Below are 20,149 nucleotides of genomic sequence, written 5' to 3'. Positions count from 1 at the left end.
GGACACACACGTGAGCGCATCGAACAAGGGAAGCCTGACCGCGACGGTCGAGATGATCGAAGCAGGCGGCAGGTCGTTGCGCGTTGCGCACTGGCGACTGGGCGAGAAATCAAACCATCCGCCGATCCTGTTCTTTAACGGCATCGGCGCCAATATCGAGGCTGTCGCCCCGCTTGCCGAAATGCTGACCGAGCGCGGCTTCGTCATGTTCGACATGCCCGGTACCGGCGAAAGCCCCGACCCGGTCATGCCCTACAACCCCTTCACGATGTGCTGGACTGCCTCGCAGGTCCTAGACCACCTCGGCGTAGAGCTGTGCGACGTGATGGGCGTGTCCTGGGGCGGCGCGATGGCGCAGCATTTCGCACTCCAGCATCCCAAGCGCACCCGCAGGCTCGTGCTGGCCGCGACCACGCCGGGCATGCTGATGGTGCCTGGCAATCCGGCGGCGCTGTCCAAGATGGCGGACCCGCGCCGCTACATCGATCCCGAGTTCATGAACGAACACTTCGCCACGCTTTACGGCGGCGTGGACCGTGACGGTGCGGCACACCAGAAGGACAGCCACATCGGCCGCCTCAAGCCGCCGTCGCCGCGTGGCTATCTCTACCAGCTGCTCGCCATGCTCGGCTGGACCAGCCTGCCCGCCCTGCCCTTCCTCAGCAAGGAAGTGCTGATCATGATGGGCGACGACGACCAGATCGTCCCGTTGATCAACGGCAGGATCCTGGCGTCGGCGATCCGCAATTCACAGCTCAAGGTGCTGAAGGGCGGCGGACACCTCTTCCTGCTGACCCATGCCGACGAAAGCGTGGAAGCGCTGCGCGACTTCCTGGACGCACCGGACACCAGCGAAGAACTGGGCCGCGCCGCCTGAACGGGGCAGCGGGGTCGGGAGGGGAATGACGATAGCCACCGATCCCGCAGTTGCCGCCAATCCTCTGGCCAGCCAGCCGGTCCGCCACTCGACCGGTGAAGGCGGCGCACTCGGCAAAACCGGCCTTGCGTGGGCCAGCTTCGAATGGGCTCGCAATCCCTATTACATCCTGATCGTCATCTACATTTTCGCGCCTTATTTCGCGCGCGACATCATCGGGGCGGACCTGCTGGAAAGCGGTGCGTTGGATGGCCTTCCCCCTGACGAGGCCCGCGCCGCTGCCAATGCGCAGGGTCAGGCGACGATCGCATCGGTTACCAAATGGGCCGGCCTGATTGCCGCGTTGACGGCTCCGTTTCTGGGGGCAGCACTCGATCGCGGCGGGCGGTTGAAGCCGATCCTCGCCATTTTCCTCGGCCTGATTACGCTGTGTTCGGCAATGCTGTGGTTTGCCATGCCGGGCGGCGAAGGCCTGCCTGTCGGAATGATAATGGCGCTGCTGGTGATCGCCTATGTCAGCTATACCTATTCCGAGGTCACCCATAACGCGATGCTGAGCGTGTCGGGCGAACCGCGCAGGCTGGCAATGATTTCCGGCCTTGGCCTAGGCCTCGGCAATGGCGCTGCGACGCTGATCTTTGCAGCCATCGCCCTGCTGTTCGTCTTGCCCGCCATGGTCGGCTGGCCTTTTGCGGAGCCGCAATTCGGGCTCGACCTTACCAAGTTCGAACACGCCCGGCTCGCAGGCCCGATCTGCGCCGTATGGCTGGCGCTGTTTTCGATCCACTTCTTCCTCCATGCGAAGGATCCCGGCGTTCCCGGCGCAAGCTGGCGAGCCGCATTCCGGGACGGGGCGTGCAGTGTCTGGCGCACGGTGCGCGAGGCGGCGACCTACCGCGAGCTGCTGAAATTCCTCGTCGCGCGGATGTTCTATGCCGACGCCATGGCCGCACTGCTCGCGCTGGGTGCGGTCTATGTCGCGCTGTTCCTCGAATGGAACTTCCTAGAGATGCTCTGCTACGCGATTTTCGCCAGCGCATGGGCCTTCGCGGGGGGCATTTTCGGCGGCTGGCTGGAGGAGAAAGTCGGCGTCAAACGCGCGCTCGCGCTCGAAATCTTCGCGATGATCGTGGTCGGCCTGTTCCAGCTCAGCATCACGCAGGACAGCCTGCTGTTCGGCACGGTCGCGAACTTCACGGTTTGGGACGGTGTCGTCTTCCCGACGCTTTCGGACCTCGTCTATCTCTGCTCGATCAGCGTCATTGCCGTGACCGCCACTGCCAGCATTTCGTCCAGCCGGACCATGCTCGTCACCCTTGCCCCGCCCGGGCGCAGCGGCGAATTTTTCGGGCTCTATGCCATCGCCGGCACCATCACAGTCTGGATGGGGCCGCTGCTGGTAGAACAGTTCACCCTGTGGTCGGGCGACCAGCGCATCGGCATGGCCGCCATCTCGCTGCTGTTCGTCATCGGGCTCGGGATTTTGCTCGCCGTGCGAATGCCCGAACGGACCCTCTAAAGCGCGCTAGACATATCGGTTGCAATGTGGAACCTTCTCTTCCGAGAGAGAGGATCACCACATGCCCACATTCGATACGATCATCCGTGGCGGCACCATCGTCGACGGGACCGGCGCAGCGCGTTTCACCGGCGACATCGCCATCAAGGACGGCCTGATCGCGCAGGTCGGCACTGTGTCCGGCGACGCTGCTGAAGAAATCGATGCGGCAGGCCTGCTGGTGACCCCCGGCTTCGTGGACATCCACACGCATTACGACGGGCAGGCGACCTGGGACCAGGAAATGGCCCCGTCCAGCTGGCACGGTGTCACCACGGTCGTCATGGGCAATTGCGGCGTCGGCTTCGCTCCGGCCAAGCCCGACAAGCACGAATGGCTGATCGGCCTGATGGAGGGGGTCGAGGACATCCCCGGCACCGCGCTTGCCGAAGGCATGAGCTGGGACTGGGAGACCTTCCCAGAATATCTCGACGCTCTCGAAAAACTGCCGCGTACGGTCGACGTAGGCACCCATGTCCCGCACGGTTCGGTCCGCGCCTACGTACTCGGCGACAGGGAGCGTCCGGGTGCCATTCCGACCGAGGATGACATCGCGAAGATGTCTGCCATCGTCGAAGAAGGCGTGCGGGCCGGCGCGCTCGGTTTCTCGACCTCGCGCACCGTGCTCCACCGCGATGTCGACGGGGAGGTCGTGCCCGGCACTACGGCCACCGCGGAAGAATTGGTCGAGATCGGGCGCGCCATGGGCCGCGCGGGTCACGGCGTGTTCGAAATGGCCAGCGACATGATGCGCGAATGGGACGAGTTCGGCTGGATGGGCAAGCTGAGCCGCGAAACCGGCCTTCCCGTTACTTTCGCCGCGCTGCAGTCCATCGCCAAGGAAATGCCGCTCGACGAGCAGATCGCCTCGATGCGCGCGGAGAACGACAATGGCGCGAACATCGTCGCCCAGATCGCGCTGCGCGGAAACGGCATCGTCATGGCGTGGCAGGGCACCGTCCACCCCTTCCGCCTCAAGCCAAGCTGGCAGGAAATTGCCGAACTTCCGTGGGAAGAGCAGAAGGCGAAGCTGCTCGACCCGGAATTCAAGGCCAGGCTCCTTTCCGAGCAGCACGACTTTTCCGAGGTCAACCAGGACATCATCGGCCTGATCATGGTCGTGTGCGGCGGCTGGAACATGCAGTTCGAAATGGACCCGGACTTCAATTACGAGCCGACCGCCGAGGAAAGCATCATGGCCCGCGCTGCCAAGGCAGGCGTTTCGGGCGACGAGTACGCTTATGACCTGCTCTGCCGCGACGATTGCAAGGGCTTCATCTACTTGCCCATCCTCAATTACGCGGATGGCAATCTCGACTTCCTCCACGATCTCCAGCACGCCGACGACACAGTGAATTCGCTGTCGGACGGCGGCGCGCATTGCGGGACGATCTGCGATGCCGCCTCGCCCACCTTCATGCTGCAACACTGGGTGCGCGATCGCTCGCGCGGAACGATCGGGCTGGAAAACGCGATCAAGCGCCAGTGCGCCGATACCGCAAGGCTCTATGGGCTCGAGGATCGCGGCGTCCTTGCCCCCGGCTATCTCGCCGACATCAACATCATCGACATGGACCGGCTGAAGTTGGGCAAGCCGTGGCTTGCCTTCGACCTGCCTGCGGGCGGCAAGCGCCTGCTCCAGAAAGCCGATGGCTATGTCGCCACGATCAAGAACGGCGTCGTGACCTTCCGTGAAGGCAAATGGACCGGCGAAGCTCCGGGCGGGCTGATCCGCGGTCCCCAACGCGCCGAACTGGCGGAGGCGGCAGAATGAAGGCGATCCGCACCGGCGCATCGCCCTCCACCCTCGAAGCCCTAGAATTCGTCGATGTCGACGCCCCCGCCGCGCCGGGGCCCGGCGAGATCACGGTCGACCTGAAGGCGAGTTCGCTCAATTATCATGACTATGCCGTTGTGAAGGGCATGATCCCGACGCAGCAGGGCCGCATTCCCATGTCGGATGGCGCAGGCACAGTCAGCGCGGTCGGAGAAGGCGTTACCGAGTTCGCAGTCGGCGACCACGTGGTCAGCACCTTCTTCCCCGACTGGATCGACGGCGAGCCGCCGCAGACCGCCTTCACGCGCGTGCCGGGCGACGGGATCGACGGCTATGCGTGCGAGAAAGTGACCGCGCCGACGCATTGGTTCACCCGCGCCCCCGCCGGATACAGCCACGCGGAGGCGGCGACGCTGACCTGCGCGGCGCTGACCGCATGGCGCGCGCTGTTCGTGGACTATTCGCTCAAGCCCGGCGACACCGTGCTGGTGCAGGGGACCGGCGGTGTTTCGATTTTCGCCCTGCAGTTTGCAAAAGCGGCGGGTGCAACGGTCATCGCCACCAGCTCATCGGGCGAGAAGCTTGAGCGGGTGAAGGCTATGGGTGCCGACCACCTCATCAATTACCGCGAAACCGAAGCCTGGGGCGCGCAGGCGCTGGCCATTACGCGTGGCCGCGGCGTCGACTGCGTGGTGGAGATCGGCGGCGCGGGCACGCTCGACCAGTCGATGCTGGCGACCCGCGTCGCTGGCCACGTGGCGCTGATCGGCGTGCTGGCAGGTTTTGCCGGGCCGGTGCAGACCGCTCTGCTCTTTTCCAGGAACCTCAAGGTCCAGGGCCTGACGGTGGGCAGCCGCAAGATGCAGCAGGACATGATCGCCGCCATCGAGGCGAACGGCATCAAACCGGTCATCAGCGATACCTTTCCGCTGGAACGACTCGCCGACGCTTTCCGCCACCAGGAAAGCGGCGGTCACTTCGGCAAGATCGCGATCGAAATCTAGGGTTCGATCACGATCCCCTTTGCGGGATCGACCTTTCCGCCCAACATCTCGACGAAGATGTCGCGCGCCGCGCCGAGGCCTTGGTGACGCTCGATCTCGATCGAGCCGCCGGCGTCCTGGAGGAAGCCGTGCCAGCTTTCCGCGACCATAGCGCCAGCCTTTTCGGGGCCGTGTTCCTTGAACAGGGCGACGGCATGGTCGGGCGCAAAGAACAGCGTGGGCGCCGGGCCGGGGAGGCTCGCTCCGCCGCCAAGGCCGCCGCCGCGCTCATCGATATGGGTCGCGCCGACGAGGCAGGAGTATTTCAGCGCGTCGCCGAGATGGTGATGGAGCTGGCCGAGCAGTCCCGCATTGCCTGCGAAATCGACGGTAACGCTGGGCTCCGGCAGGATGCTGGAAACCTCGTCATAGGACAGCACCTCGTCATAGAGGCCGCTGGCCTTCACGAAATCGACGTTACCGGCAGAGGTCAGGCCGACGCGGCGAACCGACGGCGAGCGGCGCTTGGCAACGCTGGCCAGCCCCATGGCAGTCTTTGACGAAGCACTGGTTAGTACAACCTGCCCTGCCCCGAACCAGTCCTGCGAGCGCATGAAGTATTCGATCAGGAAGCCGGTCTTGAACAGCGGTCCGAAGATCATCCGTTCGCCTTCGCGCGCCGGATCGTGTTCGGGATCGGCAGCGAGGCGCGAATACTGGTTGTAGATCGGGCTCATCGGCTGGCGATGCGGCGCCATGTCGACGAAGCCCGACGCGCTGACCTTGCCCGGGATCACGTCGAGGTGGCTCGCCATGGGAAGGTAGCCGTAAACCCGCTCACCCACCGCGAAATCGGGGCTGTTGCTTTCTACGACGCGCGCATGACCCCACATGGGCACGATGCCCTTGCCTTCGGGTGCGGGGAAGAAATTCCAGTAGCCGAAGCCGTCCCCGACCACGGCATAGGTCACATTGTTCGCCGTGACCGAAAAGCTCTCGACCGCCAGCCGCACGCCGCCATCGGGCAAGGCGCCCGCGTCCATATCGACCAGTTCGGCACTGGCCAGTTTCGACTTGTCGACGTGAACCTGCAGCATGGCGTCTCTCCTTCTTGCGGGGAGAGACGCTAGCGGCAGGAATTGGCCTTTGCGAGGATTAAACCCGCATCGGCATCAGGACGTAGAGCGCGGGGCTGTTGTCGTCCTTGCGGATCAGCGTCGGTGCGCCTGCGTCGGCCAGGTGGATTTCCACCGTGTCGCTGTCGATCTGGCCGAGGATGTCCTTGAGATAGCTGGCATTGAAGCCGATTTCGAACCCGTCCGCACCATATTCGGCCGGCAGTTCCTCGGTCGCGGTGCCGTTGTCGGGCGAGGTCACGGTCAGCACGACCTTGTCCTTCTCGAGGCCCATCTTCACTGCACGGGTCTTTTCGGTGGCGATGGTCGCCACGCGGTCGACGCCTTCGTGGAACGTGCGGGGATCGAGCTTCAGCAGCTTGTCGTTGCCGGTCGGAATGACGCGCGAATAATCCGGGAAAGTGCCGTCGATCAGCTTGCTGGTCAGCACCACGCCCCCTTCACCGCCGAGCGTGAAGCGGATCTTGCTGGCCGACAGGTCGATCTGGACGTTGCCGTCCATCTTTTCTTCCAGCAGCTTGCGCAGTTCGGCCACCGCTTTGCGGGGCACGATAACGTCCGGCATGCCTTCCGCACCTGCGGGACGCGGCAGGGTGAAGCGGGCAAGGCGGTGACCGTCGGTCGCCGCAGCTTTCAGCACGGGCTGGTCTTCGTCCGACACGTGCAGGAAGATGCCGTTGAGATAGTAGCGGGTTTCCTCGGTCGAGATGGCGAACCGCGTGCGGTCGATCATTTCGGCAAGTGTCTTGGCCGGCAGTTCGAAGCTGGTCGGCAAATCGCCTTCCACGATCACCGGGAAATCGTCGCGCGGCAGCGTCGGCAGCGAGAAGCGGCTGCGCCCGGCCTTGATCGCCATGCGGTTTTCCGCGGTTTCGAGGCTGACCTGGCTACCTTCGGGCAGCTTGCGCGCGATGTCGAACAGCAGGTGGGCCGAAACGGTGATCGCGCCGGAGGATTCCACGCTGGCGGCATCCATGTGCTCCACCACCTGCAAATCGAGGTCGGTCGCCATGACCTTCAGCCCGTTGCCTTCGGCTTCGATGAGCACGTTCGACAGGATCGGGATGGTGTTGCGGCGTTCGACGACCGACTGCACGTGGGAGAGACAGCGCAGCAGCGTTGCGCGTTCGATAGTGGCCTTCATGGGTCCTTCTTTCGTCCCTGTTGGGCGCGCGAAGGGCCGGAATCGCCCCTGAGCGCCGGAATACGGATATCCACCCTAGCGGGGCGGTATGCGGGGGCAAGGCTTGAGCGCCCTGCCAGCCCGCTACATGACCGATTCCTTGGGGATAAAAGGGGTTTATCCCATCATCGCCATGCCACCGTTCACATGGATGGTCTGGCCGGTGACATAGGCAGCCTCGTCGCTGGCGAGATAGGCCACGGCAGCGCCGATCTCGTCACCCTCGCCCATGCGGCCCATCGGGATACGCGAATTGATCGCGCCCTTCTGGTCGTCGGTCAGCGCGTCGGTCATCGCCGTGCGGATGAAGCCCGGTGCGACGCAGTTCACCGTGATGTTGCGGCTGGCGAGTTCCTGCGCGAGGCTCTTCGACATGGCGGTGAGGCCGCCCTTGGCCGCGGTATAGTTCATCTGGCCCGGATTGCCGGTGTGGCCGACCACGCTGGTGATCGAGATGATGCGGCCGCCCTTGGCCTTCATCATGGGACGCGCGCTGGCGCGCATCAGGCGGAAGCTCGCCTCGAGATTGATGCGGATCACCTCGTCCCATTCCTCGTCCTTCATGCGCATGGCGAGGTTGTCGCGCGTAATGCCGGCATTGTTGACGAGGATGTCCATCCGGCCGAGCGTGTCGACGGTCGCCGGGATCAGTTCTTCCACCTGCTTCGTATCGGACAAATTGCAGGTAATCTCGACATGGTCGTGCCCGAATTCGTCGTTCAGCTCCTCGCGGAAGGCGCGCAGCTTGGCCGCGTTTGAGCCGGACAGCGCAAGGCGGGCGCCCTGACGCGCAAGAGCGCGGGCGATGGAGGAACCGATGCCGCCGCTGGCGCCGGTAACGAGGGCGGTCTTTCCTTCGAGGCTGAACATCATGCGTTCTCCTTGGCGAAATTCTCGAGGTCTTCCATGCTGACGAGGCTAACGGTGGCCGCCTCCTTGTCGATGCGCCCGACCATCGGGCCGAGCACCTTGCCGCCCAGTTCGACGAAGCGTTCGATGCCCGCCTCGCGCATGGCGATGACGCTTTCGCGCCAGCGCACGCGGCCGGTCACCTGTTCGACCAGCAGGCGCTGTTCCTCTGCAGGATCGGTGACGCGCGATGCGGTGACGTTGGCGAAGAGCGGCACGGTGAAAGCCGAAGGCGCGGTTTCCGCCAGCGCGGCTTCCATCCGGCGGGCGGCCGGCTCCATTAGCGAACAGTGGAAGGGCGCGGACACGGGCAGCTTGATACCGCGCTTGATGCCGTGATCCTTGGCCAGTTCGATGGCGCGGTCGATGGCTTCGGCATGGCCGGAAATGACGACCTGCGTGGGATCGTTGTCGTTGGCGACTTCGCACACCTGCCCTTCGGCAGCGGCAGCGGCGAGCGCGCTCGCCTTTTCGATATCGGCCCCCAGCAGCGCGGCCATGGCGCCCACGCCGATCGGAACCGCGTCCTGCATGGCGATACCGCGCAGGCGCAGCAGCTTGGCGGTCTCGGCAAGGCCGAAAGCGCCTGCCGCGCACAGCGCGCTGTATTCACCCAGCGAATGGCCCGCGACGCAGGCGGCCTTGTCGGCCAGCACGACGCCGAATTCCTGTTCCAGCACGCGCAGGGTGGCAATCGAGTTGGCCATGATCGCAGGCTGGGCGTTGGAGGTCAGCGTCAACTCGCCTTCGGGCCCGTCCTTCATCACGGCGGAAAGCTTCTGGTTCAGCGCGTCGTCGACTTCCTCGAACACTTCGCGGGCATGCGCGCTGGCTTCGGCGAGCTCCACGCCCATGCCGACCTTCTGGCTTCCCTGTCCGGGAAAGATGAATGCAGTCATGTTACTCTCCTGTTCGGGAGCGGCGCTTAGGCCCGTGTGCCGCGCGCCTCAAGGCCGAAGGGCACGATCCTGTTGGTAGCGGTATGTCCGATCTCTGCGCGGCCCAGATAGGGAATGCCGCTACGGCTGCACCAGTCCTGCGCGATTTCCACTACCGATGCGCCAAAGGGCCGGTCGTTTTCGGGGATGGCCGTGACCTCGCCCAAGCGGATGCCTGCCACGCCTTCCAACTGCGCAGTGACGTGGAAGAACAGCCGGTCGATGGCATATTCATGCTCGGCAACCTCTTCGATCAGCACCTCGTGCCCCGAAAGGTCCGGCATGAAGGGCGTGCCGAGCATCATGGCGAGCGTGTAGAGATTGAAGGCGACCGCAGGCGTGTCCCCAAGGCCGGGCTCAAGTCCGCCATCGTCGCCGCCGAACCAGGAGAGTACGCGCCGGATCGCATCCTCCCCGCCCTCCCGCGCCAGGTCGCAAGGCATGGGCGCATGGACCGCATGGCCGATGGAATTGCGGTAGAGCGCGCCGAGCAGGGTTCCGCAGTCCGAATAGCCGACATAGGTCTTGGCCCGTGCCGCCTCGTTCGCATGGTCGTGGAAGCCTTGCGTGATGCGGTTCGACCCGTAGCCGCCCTTGGCGAACCACACCGCGTCGATTGCCGGATCGTTCGCGCATTCGAGCAAGGCAGCGAGGCGGAGTTCGTCGGGCCCGGCGAAATGCCCTTCCTCGACGAAGCACTGTTCGTGGAAATGCAGATCGAGGTCCGGAAACTCGGCCACCGCCAGCGCGGCGACGCGCTCCGCATATTCACGCTTCAAAGGCGTTGCGGGGGCGCAAATGGCGACTTTTCGGACGGGACGGTGCACGCCTGCGTCATGCCTGCTTGTCTTGGCGGCTGCAACTGCATAGCGAGACCGCGATGACTGACTTCCCCAGCCCCGAAGACCTGTTTGCCCGCCCGTTCTTCTTCGTCGGCATCGGCGGATCGGGAATGCTGCCGCTTGCGCAGATCCTGAAAGGACGCGGATGCAGCGTGGCAGGGTCGGATCGCAGCCACGACCAGGGGCGCACGCCCGCCAAGTTCGCCGCGCTGGAACGGCAGGGCTTCGAACTCCACCCGCAGGACGGCAGCGGGATCACATCGGGCGAGCAGATCGTCGTCGCCTCGGCAGCGATCGAGGACACCGTTCCCGAAATCCAGCGCGCCACGGAGCTCGGCTGCCTGCGGCTTACCCGCGCGGAGCTCAATTCGATCCTCTTCAACACCAGCGGGGCCGGGCTTGCCGTCGCAGGGACGAGCGGCAAGTCAACCGTCACCGGCATGCTCGGCTGGATCCTTGAAGCGACCGGGCGCGCTCCGACCATCATGAACGGCGCGGTGATGAAGAACTTCGTCTCACCCGACCGACCTTTCGCCAGCGCCGTAGTGGGATCGCAGAGCCTCTATGTCAGCGAGGTGGACGAGAGCGACGGGTCCATCGCCCTCTACCGCCCTGCCGTCGGCGTGCTGCTCAACGTCAGCCTCGACCACAAGAGCATGGAGGAACTGCGCCAGCTGTTTGGCGACTACCTTTCGCGCAGCCGTATCTCGGTGATCAATGCCGACGATCCCGAAGCGCTCGCCCTGCTGCCCCATGCAAAGGAGGTCATCACCTTCGGCATCGAGCAGGACAAGGCTCAGATCGGCATCGTCCCCGACAGCATCGCCGAAGGGCCGGTGCGTCAGGCGGCGCTGGTCATCGACCGGCACGATGGCAGCCAGTATCCGCTGCGCCTCGAAATGCCCGGTCGGCACAACCTCGCCAATGCCCTCGCCGCGATTGCCGCGGCCGCCGCCGCCGGAGTGCCGGTGCGGGATTCGGTGCAGGCGCTGGCCGGTTTCAAGGGTCTTGCGCGCAGGTTCGACATCGTCGGCACCACGCATGCGGCCATCACCGTAATCGACGATTTCGGGCACAATCCGGAAAAATGCGCCGCCACATTGCGAACGCTGAAAGCGCATCCGGGCCGCGTGATCGCCTTCTTCCAGCCACACGGCTACGGCCCCTTGCGCCAGATGGGCGCCGAACTGGCCCAGACCTTCGCTGCCGAGTTGGGCGAAGACGACCTCGTCATCCTGTCGGACCCCGTCTATTTCGGCGGAACCGTCGACCGCAGCGAAGGGAGCGAGCGCATTATCGCGTTGATCGGCGAGGCCGGCGGCCATGCCGAGCACGTCCCAGCCCGCAAGGATGTAGAGGACCGGCTGGTCAGCATGGCCCGCCCGGGGGACCGTATCGTGGTCATGGGCGCGCGCGACGATACGCTCAGCGAATTTGCGCAGCGGGTGTTCGAACGCCTGTCCTGACGCTCAGTGCGCTTCGGCGCCTTCGCCCACACCGTGGCCGAAGCCGAAAACCTTGTGCAGCACGAAGACGATGACGAAGCCGATCGCCAGGCCGACCAGAGCCGAGATCGCCGCGTAGGTCGCCCAGCCGAGAACACCCGAAAGACCTCCGGTCACCGCTTCCACCGCGTGCTGGATACCGTGCGCCCAGTCGGACGGGCCATGGATGCCGAGTTCGTGGAGGCCGTGGAGGATGATGCCTCCGCCCACCCACAGCATGGCGATGGTGCCGATGAACGACAGCGCCGTAAGCAGCCAGGGCATGGCGTGCAGGAGGAATCTGCCGAAGCTCTGGGCCGCGCTCGATTCCCGCTCCGCCAAGTGCAGGCCGACATCGTCCATCTTCACGATCAGCGCCACCGCGCCATAGACGACGACCGTGATGCCGATGCCAACGATGGCCAGCACGCCCGCCCTGATCCAGAGCGATTCTGCGGCCACTTCGTTGAGCGTGATAGCCATGATCTCCGCCGACAGGATCAAATCGGTGCGGATCGCGCCATTGACGCGCTGGCTTTCGAACTTGGCCGGATCCTCGATCACGTCGTCCAGCGTCTTGCCGTGCTTTTCGCCGCCGAGCTTCTCCAGCACTTTTTCCGCCCCTTCGAAGGACAGGTAGGCACCGCCCAGCATCAGGATGAAGATGATCGCCGAAGGCAGGAACTGGCTCAGCAGCAATGCGCCGGGAAGCAGGATCAGCAGCTTGTTCTTGAAACTGCCCTTGGTGATCTTCCAGATGATCGGCAGCTCGCGCTTGGGGTCGAGCCCGGTCACGTAGGACGGGGTCACGGCAGCATCGTCGATAACCACGCCGGCCGCCTTGCTGCTGGCCTTGCCGGCAGCCACGCTGACATCGTCGATGGATGCCGCCGCGGTGCGGGCGATGACCGAAATGTCGTCAAGAAGCGCTACAAGTCCGCCGGGCACGCATTATCTCCTCAGTTTCACGGGCAACGGCCCCCTGCCCCGCACGTTCCGCCCCGGCAAGGGCAGAGTTTGGCTTGCATTCGCGCAGAATCCCGCTATGTGCGCGCATCCCTCGCTTCCGGGCGACGGAAATGAAGAAAGCCGGAGGGGCCCCGCAATCCCGCGGATCAGCCAGCGATCGGCCAGCAAGTGAAAGGACAAGAGCATGGCTCTCTACGAGCATGTCTTCTTGGCGCGACAGGACCTGAGCCAGGCTCAGGTTGACCAGCTCGCCGCCACGGCGACCGAAATCGTCGAAGCGAACAATGGCAAGGTCACCAAGACCGAGACCTGGGGTCTCAAGAACCTCGCTTACAAGATCGACCGTAACCGCAAGGCACATTTCGTTCTGCTCAACATCGAGGGCCCCGGCTCCGTCGTTGCCGAACTCGAACGCCAGACCCGCATCAACGAAGACGTGATCCGTTACATGACGATCGCCGTCGACGAGCATGAAACCGGCCCGTCGGTCATGATGCGCAAGAACGAGCGCGACTCGAAGAAGCGCCGTGAACGTGAGGAGCGTGACTGATGGCCCGCCCGTTTTTCCGCCGCCGCAAGTCGTGCCCCTTCGCCGCCAAGAACGCGCCGAAGATCGACTACAAGGACGTCCGTCTGCTCCAGGGCTTCATGTCCGAGCGTGGCAAGATCGTCCCGTCCCGCATCACCGCCGTCAGCGCGAAGAAGCAGCGTGAGTTGGCCAAGGCCATCAAGCGCGCCCGCCAGATCGGCCTGCTGCCGTACATCGTGAAGTAAGGGGAAGACATCATGGATATCATTCTCCTTCAGCGCATCGAAAAGCTCGGCACGATCGGTGACGTCGTCACCGTGAAGGACGGCTACGCACGCAACTACCTGCTTCCGCAGAAGAAGGCCCTTCGCGCCAACGAGGCGAACAAGAAGGTCTTCGAAGCCAACCGCGATCGCCTGGAAAAGGAAAACGCCGAACGCCGCACCGAAGCCGAAAAGGCCGGTGAAAAGGTCGACGGTGTCGAAATCACCCTGATCCGCGCCTCGTCGAACGCCGGCCAGCTTTACGGCTCGGTCAACGTTCGCGACATCGTGAACGGCCTTGCCGAAAAGGGTCACGAGATCGACAAGAAGCAGGTCATCATGGGCAACCCGATCAAGACGATCGGCATGCATGACGTGCGCATCGACCTCCACCCCGAAGTCTCGGTCACCATCAAGGCCAACGTCGCCCGTTCGGACGACGAAGCCGAGCTGCAGAGCCAGGGCGTCGACGTTCTTGCGCAGATGTTCGAAGACGAACAGCGCGAGATCGAAGAGCAGGCCGAAGCAACCCGCATCGAACCCAACCTCGAGCCCGGCGAAATTCCCGCCGACATGCTCGAAGGTGACGACGAAGAGAACCTCGAGGGCTGATCTCTTCGACAACCAGACAATCAGGGCGCGGCGACTTCGGTCTCCGCGCCCTTTTTGTAACAGGCGCCTTCCTGTGGCAGGAGGTGTCACGAAAACAACAAAGAGCCAGGAGAAAAACCAGCCATGGAATCGATCGACCAGATCATCGACAAGCTTGAATCCGTCTACGATGCGGCCATCAACCGCCTGCGCGACGACGTGATCGCTTTCGGCAAGACCCGCGAACTGCCCGCCGCCGAACGGCGCAAGGACGGCAGCTACGCCTATCCCGAACTTCGCCTGCTGTTTCGCGGCGGCGTAATGCCCGACGGGGCCAACCGCGCCTTCGGCCGGCTCAACATGCCGGGCCTCTACGCGACCACGGTGACCCGCCCCGCCCTGTTCCGCAACTACCTGCGCGAACAGCTCGAACTGATCGGCTCGAACTACGAAGTCGAGGTCGAAGTGGGCTCCTCGCGGCAGGAAATCCCCTTCCCCTATGTCCTCGACGGCGAGGCCGGCGCGGTGCTTGCGGGCATCGACCCCAACGAGATCGCGCGCCATTTCCCCTCGACCGACCTTGCCGACATCGGCGACGAGTTGGCCGACGGCATCGAGCTCGACAATCCGGACGACCCGATCCCGCTGTCGCTGTTCGACGGATTGCGCACCGATTTCAGCCTTGCGCGACTGGCCCACTACACGGGCACCGACCCGCAGCACTTCCAGCGCTTCATCCTGTTCACCAACTACCACCGCTATGTCGACGAGTTCGTGGACTGGGCCGGATCGCAGCTGGGCAGGAACGGTTACACCGCACTGGCCGGTGCCGGCGGCCTGCTGCTGACCAAGGCGACCGACAATGCCCGCGCCCAGCTGTCGGACACGGCATGGCGCCGCCACCAGATGCCCGCCTATCACCTCGTGGGCGAAAACGGCGGCGGGATCACGCTGGTCAATATCGGCGTCGGCCCTTCCAATGCGAAGACGATCTGCGACCACCTTGCCGTGCTGCGCCCCGAAGCATGGCTTATGATCGGCCACTGCGGCGGCCTCAGGCCCAGCCAGAAGATCGGCGACTACGTCCTCGCCCACGCATACCTGCGCGACGACCACGTCCTCGACCCGGTGCTGCCGCCGGAAATCCCGCTTCCGGCCATCGCCGAAGTCCAGCAGGCGCTCGCAGGCGCAGCGGAAGAGGTTTCGGGCGAGCACGGCAGCGACCTGAAGAAGCGCATGCGCACCGGCACCGTCGTCACCACCGACGACCGCAACTGGGAACTGCGCTACACCAGCTCGGCCCGCCGCCTCTCGCTTTCCCGCGCGGTCGGCATAGACATGGAAAGCGCCACCATCGCTGCCCAGGGCTATCGCTTCCGCGTTCCCTACGGCACGCTGCTGTGCGTCTCGGACAAGCCGCTCCACGGCGAAATCAAGCTGCCTGGCCAGGCGAACAAGTTCTACGAGGAAGCCATCGCGGCCCACCTCCAGATCGGCGTCACCGCCTGCCGCCTGCTGCGCGAGGAGGGCCCGCGCCTCCACAGCCGCAAGCTGCGCGCTTTCAACGAGCCGCCCTTCCGGTAATCGCCTAGGCAGAAATACGCAGGCCCACGCTATCCGGCCCTTTAAGGGCGATCGTTATCCATACCCTCCGAAAGAAGGAGGTGAAGGATGCGGAAGAGGACACTTGGGCTTGCAGCTGCCGCTAGCGGAGCGGTGCTGGCCGCGCCGATAGCCGCGGAGCCTGTCGCGTTCGATGCTTCGCTATTAGCCACCTGTTCGCTGATCGTGTCGGACGGTGCCCTTGCACCGAATACCGATTACACCAGCCTGTCGTCGGAGAATTCCGGCGGCGCTGCGGCGACTGTAACGGTCACGGCCTTGGGCAGTGATCCCACGCTATCCTTCGGCGCTCCGACCATTACCTCGACAAACGATGTCTCGGGCATCTCGCCGCAGATCAGGTACACTTCGCTCGACGGTGCCTCCCAGGCCTATACCAGCGCCCAGTCGACCAGCACTTCTTCCGATCTGGCTGACGTCTACACCGTCCATGCCAAGGCCGAGGACCCTGGTGGCTTTGCTGCCGGCGACTATTCGATCGTGACGGTGGTCACATGCTCAGGGTGAGCCATGTTCGGAACATCTGCGCACTGGCACTTGCCGCAAGCGCGGGGAGCGCAATGGCTGTCGGGCTCGGACCGCTGGAGAAGAGCGGCACCACCGCCAGCGAACGCAAGGGGCTCTACCTCACGCTGCGCAATCCCTACCCGGGCGCGCACCGCTTCCGCGCGTTCGTGGAGGAAGGCAGCGGCATCGCAGCCGAGCGCGTCACCATCCTTCCGTCAGTCAGTACCATCGCCCCAGGGGCAAATCGCCGGATCCTCGTCGTTGTCGACGGGCTGGTTCCGGGCGAAGAGGTCCGCTTCCGCCTGTGCGCCGAACGGATCGAGGAAAGGAGGGTTTCCGTCCATGCACGCGTTTGTTCGAAACTCGGCGTTCGCCGCCTGCGCAGCGCTCGCTAGCACACAGGCCCATGGACAATCGCAGGGTGTCCATCTTCCCGCCGCTCCGCACGGGACCGGGGGCGAGGATTCGATTGAAACCGCCAGCGGAACCCGCTGCCGCCAGTCGATGAACTCGAACGGCGCCTATCTCGACATGGGCGCTGCAGGGAGCGCCGCCAGCCCGCTGCCGGAAGACGACAATGCGCTGCGCTTCTACAGTCCGGAGCGCGACCAGCGCGCCCTCGTATACGTGCGCGTCACCATCCCGCTCGGCGAAAAACCGGCGCGGCTCGACTGCACGCGGCTCTACGAAATGGAACTGGCCCGCCTGCGCGAGGAGATTGAACTCCTCAAAATGGCTGCAGAATAGCGAGACGCACACGTCCGGCTGGCTTGCGCTTCCCACCTCGGGAAAATTGCGTGATAACACCCTCCGCAAAGAGGGGATGTCATGACCGAAGCCGTAAGCCGCTCCCGCTCGATCGCGGGCCGCATAGCCGTAATCACTGGCGCTGCCAGCGGTATGGGGCGCGCAACCGCGCTGCTTTTCGCCAAGGAAGGCGCGCGCGTCGCCGTGACGGACCGTGACCTCGCGGCCTGCGAAGCGGTAGCGCGTGAGTGCGGCGAAGGGGCCAAGGCCTATGCGCTGGACGTTGCCGACAAGGACGCCATCGCCTCGGTCGTCAGCCGGATCGCTGCGGATTTCGGCGGGATCGATATCCTGGTGAACAATGCCGGTGTCTCCAGCTTCTGTGCGCTGGATGCGGGCGAGGAATACGAGGAGGTGTGGCACCGCGCGCTTGCCATAATGCTGACGGCGCACCAGCGGACCGTGCGCGCCGCCCTGCCCCATTTGCGCGCCAGCGATGCACCGCGGATCGTGAATATCGCCTCGACCGAAGGCCTAGGCGCCACGCCCGGTGATACGCCCTATGTGGCGGCGAAAACCGGTGTGACCGGCCTGACGCGCGGGTTGGCGGTCGATCTCGGGCCGGAAGGGATCACCTGCAACTGTATCTGTCCGGGCCCGATCAGCACCGCCATGACCGAGGCGGTGCCGGACGAGCACAAGACCATCTTCGCCAAGCGTCGCACCGCGCTAAAGCGCTATGGCGAGCCGGAAGAGGTCGCGCACGTGATCCTGTCGCTGGTGTTGCCTGCAGCCAGCTACATCACCGGAGCGGTCATACCCGTGGACGGAGGGCTCACGGCAAGGAACGCCTGAAGGGCAGGCTCAGCCCGTTCCCTTGGTCTTGGTCTTGCCGTCCTTGGCGCTCTTCTCGATGAACTCGATGATCATGCCGGCAATGTCCTTGCCGGTCGCTTTCTCGATGCCTTCAAGACCGGGCGAGGAGTTCACTTCCATGATCACCGGGCCGTGATTCGACCGCAGCATGTCGACGCCGCAGACGTTGAGGCCCATGCGCTTGGCCGCATTGACCGCCGTGGCGCGTTCGGCCGGCGTGATCTTGATGAGTTCGGCGCTGCCGCCGCGGTGAAGGTTGCTGCGGAAATCGTCCGCCGCACCGGTGCGCTTCATCGTCGCGACGACCTTGCCGCCGATGACCAGCGCGCGGATGTCGGTGCCGCCCGCTTCCTTGATGAATTCCTGCACGAGGATGTTGACGTTGGCACCCCGGAAAGCCTCGATCACCGACTTGGCCGATGACATGGTTTCGGCCAGCACGACGCCGATGCCCTGCGTACCTTCGAGAAGCTTGATGACCACCGGCGGGCCCTTGACCGCCTTGATGATTTCTTCGGCCTGCTTGGGATCGTTGGCATAGGCCGTGAGCGGCAGGCCGAGGCCGTGCTTGGCGAGGATCTGCATCGAGCGCAGCTTGTCGCGGCTGCGGCCGATGGCGACGCTTTCGTTCAGGGGCCAGCAGCCCTGCATTTCGAACTGGCGCAGGATCGCAAGACCGTAATTCGTGATCGAAGCGCCGATGCGCGGGATCACCGCGTCGTAGCGGGCGACCTTTTCGCCATTGTAGAACACCTGCGGCCGGTGGCTCGCGATGTGGACGGTGCAACGCGTGGTGTTGAGGATATCGAGCGTGTGCCCGCGCGCCTCCGCCGCCTCGACAAGGCGCTGGTGCGAATAGAGATTGGGATTACGCGCCAGCATGGCGATCTTCATGGCTTGTGGCCTTTCTTGGTCTTCATTTCGGGCGTCTGGAGCCAGGAATACCCCGAGTCCACGACAAATCGGCGACGCAGCGAAGAGCGGCCGACAAGCATGGGAAATCTCATGTCCGCACGATTGGCGAGGCTGATCTCGGCACGGAATTCGAGATCGCCAATACGCAACGGCGTCTTGATTACATAGCGATATTGCGTCTCGCCATTGGAACTGGTGATGCCGCGGATATCGACGTGGACCGCCTCGCACACCTGGCGGACGTGCTGCGCACCGAAATCGACCGCGAAACGGACGAATTTCTCACCGTCACGCTCGAATTCCTCGATCACTTCTCCGTGGAGCGAGGACGTGCGCGCGCCGGTATCGATCTTGGCAGGAACCCCGTGGAGGCCAAGTTCCGGCAAATGGACCAGCTCGCGCCAGCCGACGACAGAAAGGTCCTTCGACTTGCTCACTGGATAACCGCCATTCCGTCGCCTCCGCCTTCCCCCGGGAGCCTGCGCAGCACCCTGCCGGTTGCGAAATCGACCTCCGCGATGGTGTTCGCCGTGGTCTCCGCCACGTAGATGCGCTTGCCGTCGGGCGACCAGAGGATGGTCACCTGCGTCTTCGCTTCGGCTTCCGCGCGGCTGGAGACGGCGATGCTGCGCACGGCCTTGCCGTTGGCAAGGTCGATGACGGTGAGGCCGCCATCCGCAAGATCGCTGGTCACAGCGAAATCGCCCTGGGGGCGGATCGCGATGCGCAAGGGAAAGTCGCCCGTGTCGACTTCCTGCCGGATTTCCATGGTCTGCGGATCGAGCGCGAAGGCCTTGTCCGACCCGCGGGCCGAAACCCACAGCGTCTTGCCGTCGGGGCTGAGAGCAATGCCTTCCGGTTCCTCGCCCACTTCCACCGACAGCGGTGGGCCTTCACCGCGCAGTGCGACGCGGGTAACGGTGCGTGACCCCAGATCGGTGGTCCAGACGACATCCGCCGCAGGCGAAACCGCAAGCATGTGGCTGCCCCGCTTGCCGGTGGCGAACGAGAGGCTCACGTCGCTTTTCCCCTTCTGGGGATTGAACAGCACGTGGACCGCCTGCTGGCCCTCGGCAGTGACATAGATGTGCCCGTTGGAGTGCCAGACGATCCCGTGCGGCCGTGCATTGGGGCCTAGATCGTGGCTGGCCACAAGGCCCAGGTCGGACGTGCGGAAGATATCGACCGTCGTCCCGCCATAGCAGGCAAGCGCGACGTACCGGTCATCCGGCGAGGTCGCGAGTTCATGCGGATTGGCGCAGCTTTCGACCGAGACGACCTGCTCGCCCGTGGCCAGATCGACCTTGGCGAGCCGGTTCTCGAACTTGCCGGCCACGAACAACGCACCCGACACGCCTGCCGGGGCCGGCGCGGACGGCGCCTCCCCGGCTACCGGCGCGCAGGCTGCGACCGAAAGACCGAGGAGACCGAGTGTCCGCATC

Annotated in this window: 22 protein-coding genes; 13 read left to right on the top strand and 9 right to left on the bottom strand. The window is 64.4% G+C overall.

Translation table 11 applies throughout. The features are described from left to right. The first annotated feature begins 10 nt into the window (after nt 1-10). From GRI42_RS03215 to GRI42_RS03200, 4 genes are all read left to right on the top strand, one after another. Nucleotides 11-877 (top strand): alpha/beta fold hydrolase, encoded by an 867-nt coding sequence (locus GRI42_RS03215; RefSeq protein ID WP_407692149.1) that lies wholly within the window; start codon nt 11-13, stop codon nt 875-877. Between the two features lie 25 nt (nt 878-902). After that, the gene (locus GRI42_RS03210) at nt 903-2,396 is read left to right on the top strand and encodes an MFS transporter (protein WP_160606865.1); all 1,494 of its coding nucleotides are present in this window, start codon (nt 903-905) and stop codon (nt 2,394-2,396) included. Nucleotides 2,397-2,457: 61 nt separating this feature from the next. Beyond that, nucleotides 2,458-4,209: an N-acyl-D-amino-acid deacylase family protein gene (locus GRI42_RS03205; RefSeq protein WP_160606863.1), complete on the top strand. Its 1,752-nt coding sequence runs from the start codon at nt 2,458-2,460 to the stop codon at nt 4,207-4,209. Then, nucleotides 4,206-5,216 (top strand): zinc-dependent alcohol dehydrogenase family protein, encoded by a 1,011-nt coding sequence (locus GRI42_RS03200; protein ID WP_160606861.1) that lies wholly within the window; start codon nt 4,206-4,208, stop codon nt 5,214-5,216. Before GRI42_RS03205 ends, GRI42_RS03200 begins: the two co-directional genes overlap by 4 nt. On the opposite strand, the gene GRI42_RS03195 is transcribed toward GRI42_RS03200, so the two are convergent. From GRI42_RS03195 to GRI42_RS03175, 5 genes are all read right to left on the bottom strand, one after another. Beyond that, nucleotides 5,213-6,292: a DUF2855 family protein gene (locus GRI42_RS03195; protein ID WP_160606859.1), complete on the bottom strand. Its 1,080-nt coding sequence runs from the start codon at nt 6,290-6,292 to the stop codon at nt 5,213-5,215. The two genes, GRI42_RS03200 and GRI42_RS03195, sit on opposite strands and share 4 nt — an antisense overlap. Nucleotides 6,293-6,350: 58 nt before the next feature. Next, on the bottom strand, nt 6,351-7,475 hold the full coding sequence (gene dnaN, locus GRI42_RS03190) for a DNA polymerase III subunit beta (RefSeq protein WP_160606857.1): 1,125 nt from the start codon (nt 7,473-7,475) through the stop codon (nt 6,351-6,353). Nucleotides 7,476-7,631: 156 nt separating this feature from the next. After that, complete coding sequence (fabG, locus tag GRI42_RS03185) at nt 7,632-8,384, bottom strand: 3-oxoacyl-[acyl-carrier-protein] reductase (RefSeq protein WP_160609051.1); 753 nt, start codon at nt 8,382-8,384, stop codon at nt 7,632-7,634. Continuing rightward, complete coding sequence (fabD, locus tag GRI42_RS03180; protein WP_160606855.1) at nt 8,384-9,322, bottom strand: ACP S-malonyltransferase; 939 nt, start codon at nt 9,320-9,322, stop codon at nt 8,384-8,386. Before fabD ends, fabG begins: the two co-directional genes overlap by 1 nt. Nucleotides 9,323-9,348: 26 nt before the next feature. Continuing rightward, nucleotides 9,349-10,140: an LD-carboxypeptidase gene (locus GRI42_RS03175; RefSeq protein ID WP_199800418.1), complete on the bottom strand. Its 792-nt coding sequence runs from the start codon at nt 10,138-10,140 to the stop codon at nt 9,349-9,351. Nucleotides 10,141-10,241: 101 nt separating this feature from the next. Here GRI42_RS03175 and GRI42_RS03170 point away from each other — a divergent pair, with 101 nt between their 5' ends. Continuing rightward, a complete protein-coding gene (locus GRI42_RS03170) occupies nt 10,242-11,669 on the top strand; it encodes a glutamate ligase domain-containing protein (RefSeq protein WP_160606851.1) in 1,428 nt (475 codons plus the stop codon). A 3-nt stretch (nt 11,670-11,672) separates the two neighbouring features. Here GRI42_RS03170 and GRI42_RS03165 read toward each other — a convergent pair whose 3' ends face one another. After that, nucleotides 11,673-12,635: a DUF808 domain-containing protein gene (locus GRI42_RS03165; RefSeq protein ID WP_160606849.1), complete on the bottom strand. Its 963-nt coding sequence runs from the start codon at nt 12,633-12,635 to the stop codon at nt 11,673-11,675. A 205-nt stretch (nt 12,636-12,840) separates the two neighbouring features. On the opposite strand from GRI42_RS03165, the gene rpsF reads away from it, so the two are divergent. From rpsF to GRI42_RS03125, 8 genes are all read left to right on the top strand, one after another. Further along, entirely contained in the window at nt 12,841-13,206 is a 366-nt protein-coding gene (rpsF, locus tag GRI42_RS03160; RefSeq protein WP_160606847.1) for a 30S ribosomal protein S6, read from the top strand. Continuing rightward, on the top strand, nt 13,206-13,430 hold the full coding sequence (gene rpsR, locus GRI42_RS03155; protein ID WP_160606845.1) for a 30S ribosomal protein S18: 225 nt from the start codon (nt 13,206-13,208) through the stop codon (nt 13,428-13,430). Before rpsF ends, rpsR begins: the two co-directional genes overlap by 1 nt. Before the next feature lie 12 nt (nt 13,431-13,442). Beyond that, nucleotides 13,443-14,060: a 50S ribosomal protein L9 gene (gene rplI / locus GRI42_RS03150; protein WP_160606843.1), complete on the top strand. Its 618-nt coding sequence runs from the start codon at nt 13,443-13,445 to the stop codon at nt 14,058-14,060. Between the two features lie 123 nt (nt 14,061-14,183). Next, nucleotides 14,184-15,623: an AMP nucleosidase gene (locus GRI42_RS03145; protein ID WP_160606841.1), complete on the top strand. Its 1,440-nt coding sequence runs from the start codon at nt 14,184-14,186 to the stop codon at nt 15,621-15,623. 87 nt (nt 15,624-15,710) lie between these two features. Beyond that, entirely contained in the window at nt 15,711-16,169 is a 459-nt protein-coding gene (locus GRI42_RS03140) for a hypothetical protein (RefSeq protein WP_160606839.1), read from the top strand. A gap of 53 nt (nt 16,170-16,222) precedes the next feature. Beyond that, nucleotides 16,223-16,564: a hypothetical protein gene (locus tag GRI42_RS03135; RefSeq protein WP_160606837.1), complete on the top strand. Its 342-nt coding sequence runs from the start codon at nt 16,223-16,225 to the stop codon at nt 16,562-16,564. Between the two features lie 109 nt (nt 16,565-16,673). Beyond that, nucleotides 16,674-16,916, top strand: coding sequence for a hypothetical protein (locus tag GRI42_RS03130; RefSeq protein WP_160606835.1), 243 nt, complete (start codon nt 16,674-16,676; stop codon nt 16,914-16,916). An 81-nt stretch (nt 16,917-16,997) separates the two neighbouring features. Next, a complete protein-coding gene (locus GRI42_RS03125; protein ID WP_160606833.1) occupies nt 16,998-17,771 on the top strand; it encodes an SDR family NAD(P)-dependent oxidoreductase in 774 nt (257 codons plus the stop codon). 9 nt (nt 17,772-17,780) lie between these two features. On the opposite strand, the gene rimK is transcribed toward GRI42_RS03125, so the two are convergent. Genes rimK through GRI42_RS03110 form a run of 3 tightly spaced genes read right to left on the bottom strand, consistent with a single transcriptional unit; the run spans nt 17,781 to nt 20,148 of the window. Beyond that, nucleotides 17,781-18,686, bottom strand: coding sequence for a 30S ribosomal protein S6--L-glutamate ligase (gene rimK, locus GRI42_RS03120; RefSeq protein WP_160606831.1), 906 nt, complete (start codon nt 18,684-18,686; stop codon nt 17,781-17,783). Further along, nucleotides 18,683-19,144 (bottom strand): ATP-dependent zinc protease family protein, encoded by a 462-nt coding sequence (locus GRI42_RS03115; RefSeq protein ID WP_160606830.1) that lies wholly within the window; start codon nt 19,142-19,144, stop codon nt 18,683-18,685. Before GRI42_RS03115 ends, rimK begins: the two co-directional genes overlap by 4 nt. Continuing rightward, entirely contained in the window at nt 19,141-20,148 is a 1,008-nt protein-coding gene (locus GRI42_RS03110) for a YncE family protein (protein WP_160606828.1), read from the bottom strand. The genes GRI42_RS03115 and GRI42_RS03110 overlap by 4 nt, the downstream gene beginning before the upstream one ends. Between the last annotated feature and the right edge of the window lies 1 nt (nt 20,149).

It is taken from the genome of Qipengyuania gaetbuli, assembly GCF_009827315.1.
In the GTDB taxonomy this organism is placed as follows: Bacteria; Pseudomonadota; Alphaproteobacteria; order Sphingomonadales; family Sphingomonadaceae; genus Qipengyuania; species Qipengyuania gaetbuli.
The sequence above is the reverse complement of the archived record's forward strand: the minus strand, read 5'-3'. Positions and strand labels throughout refer to the sequence as shown.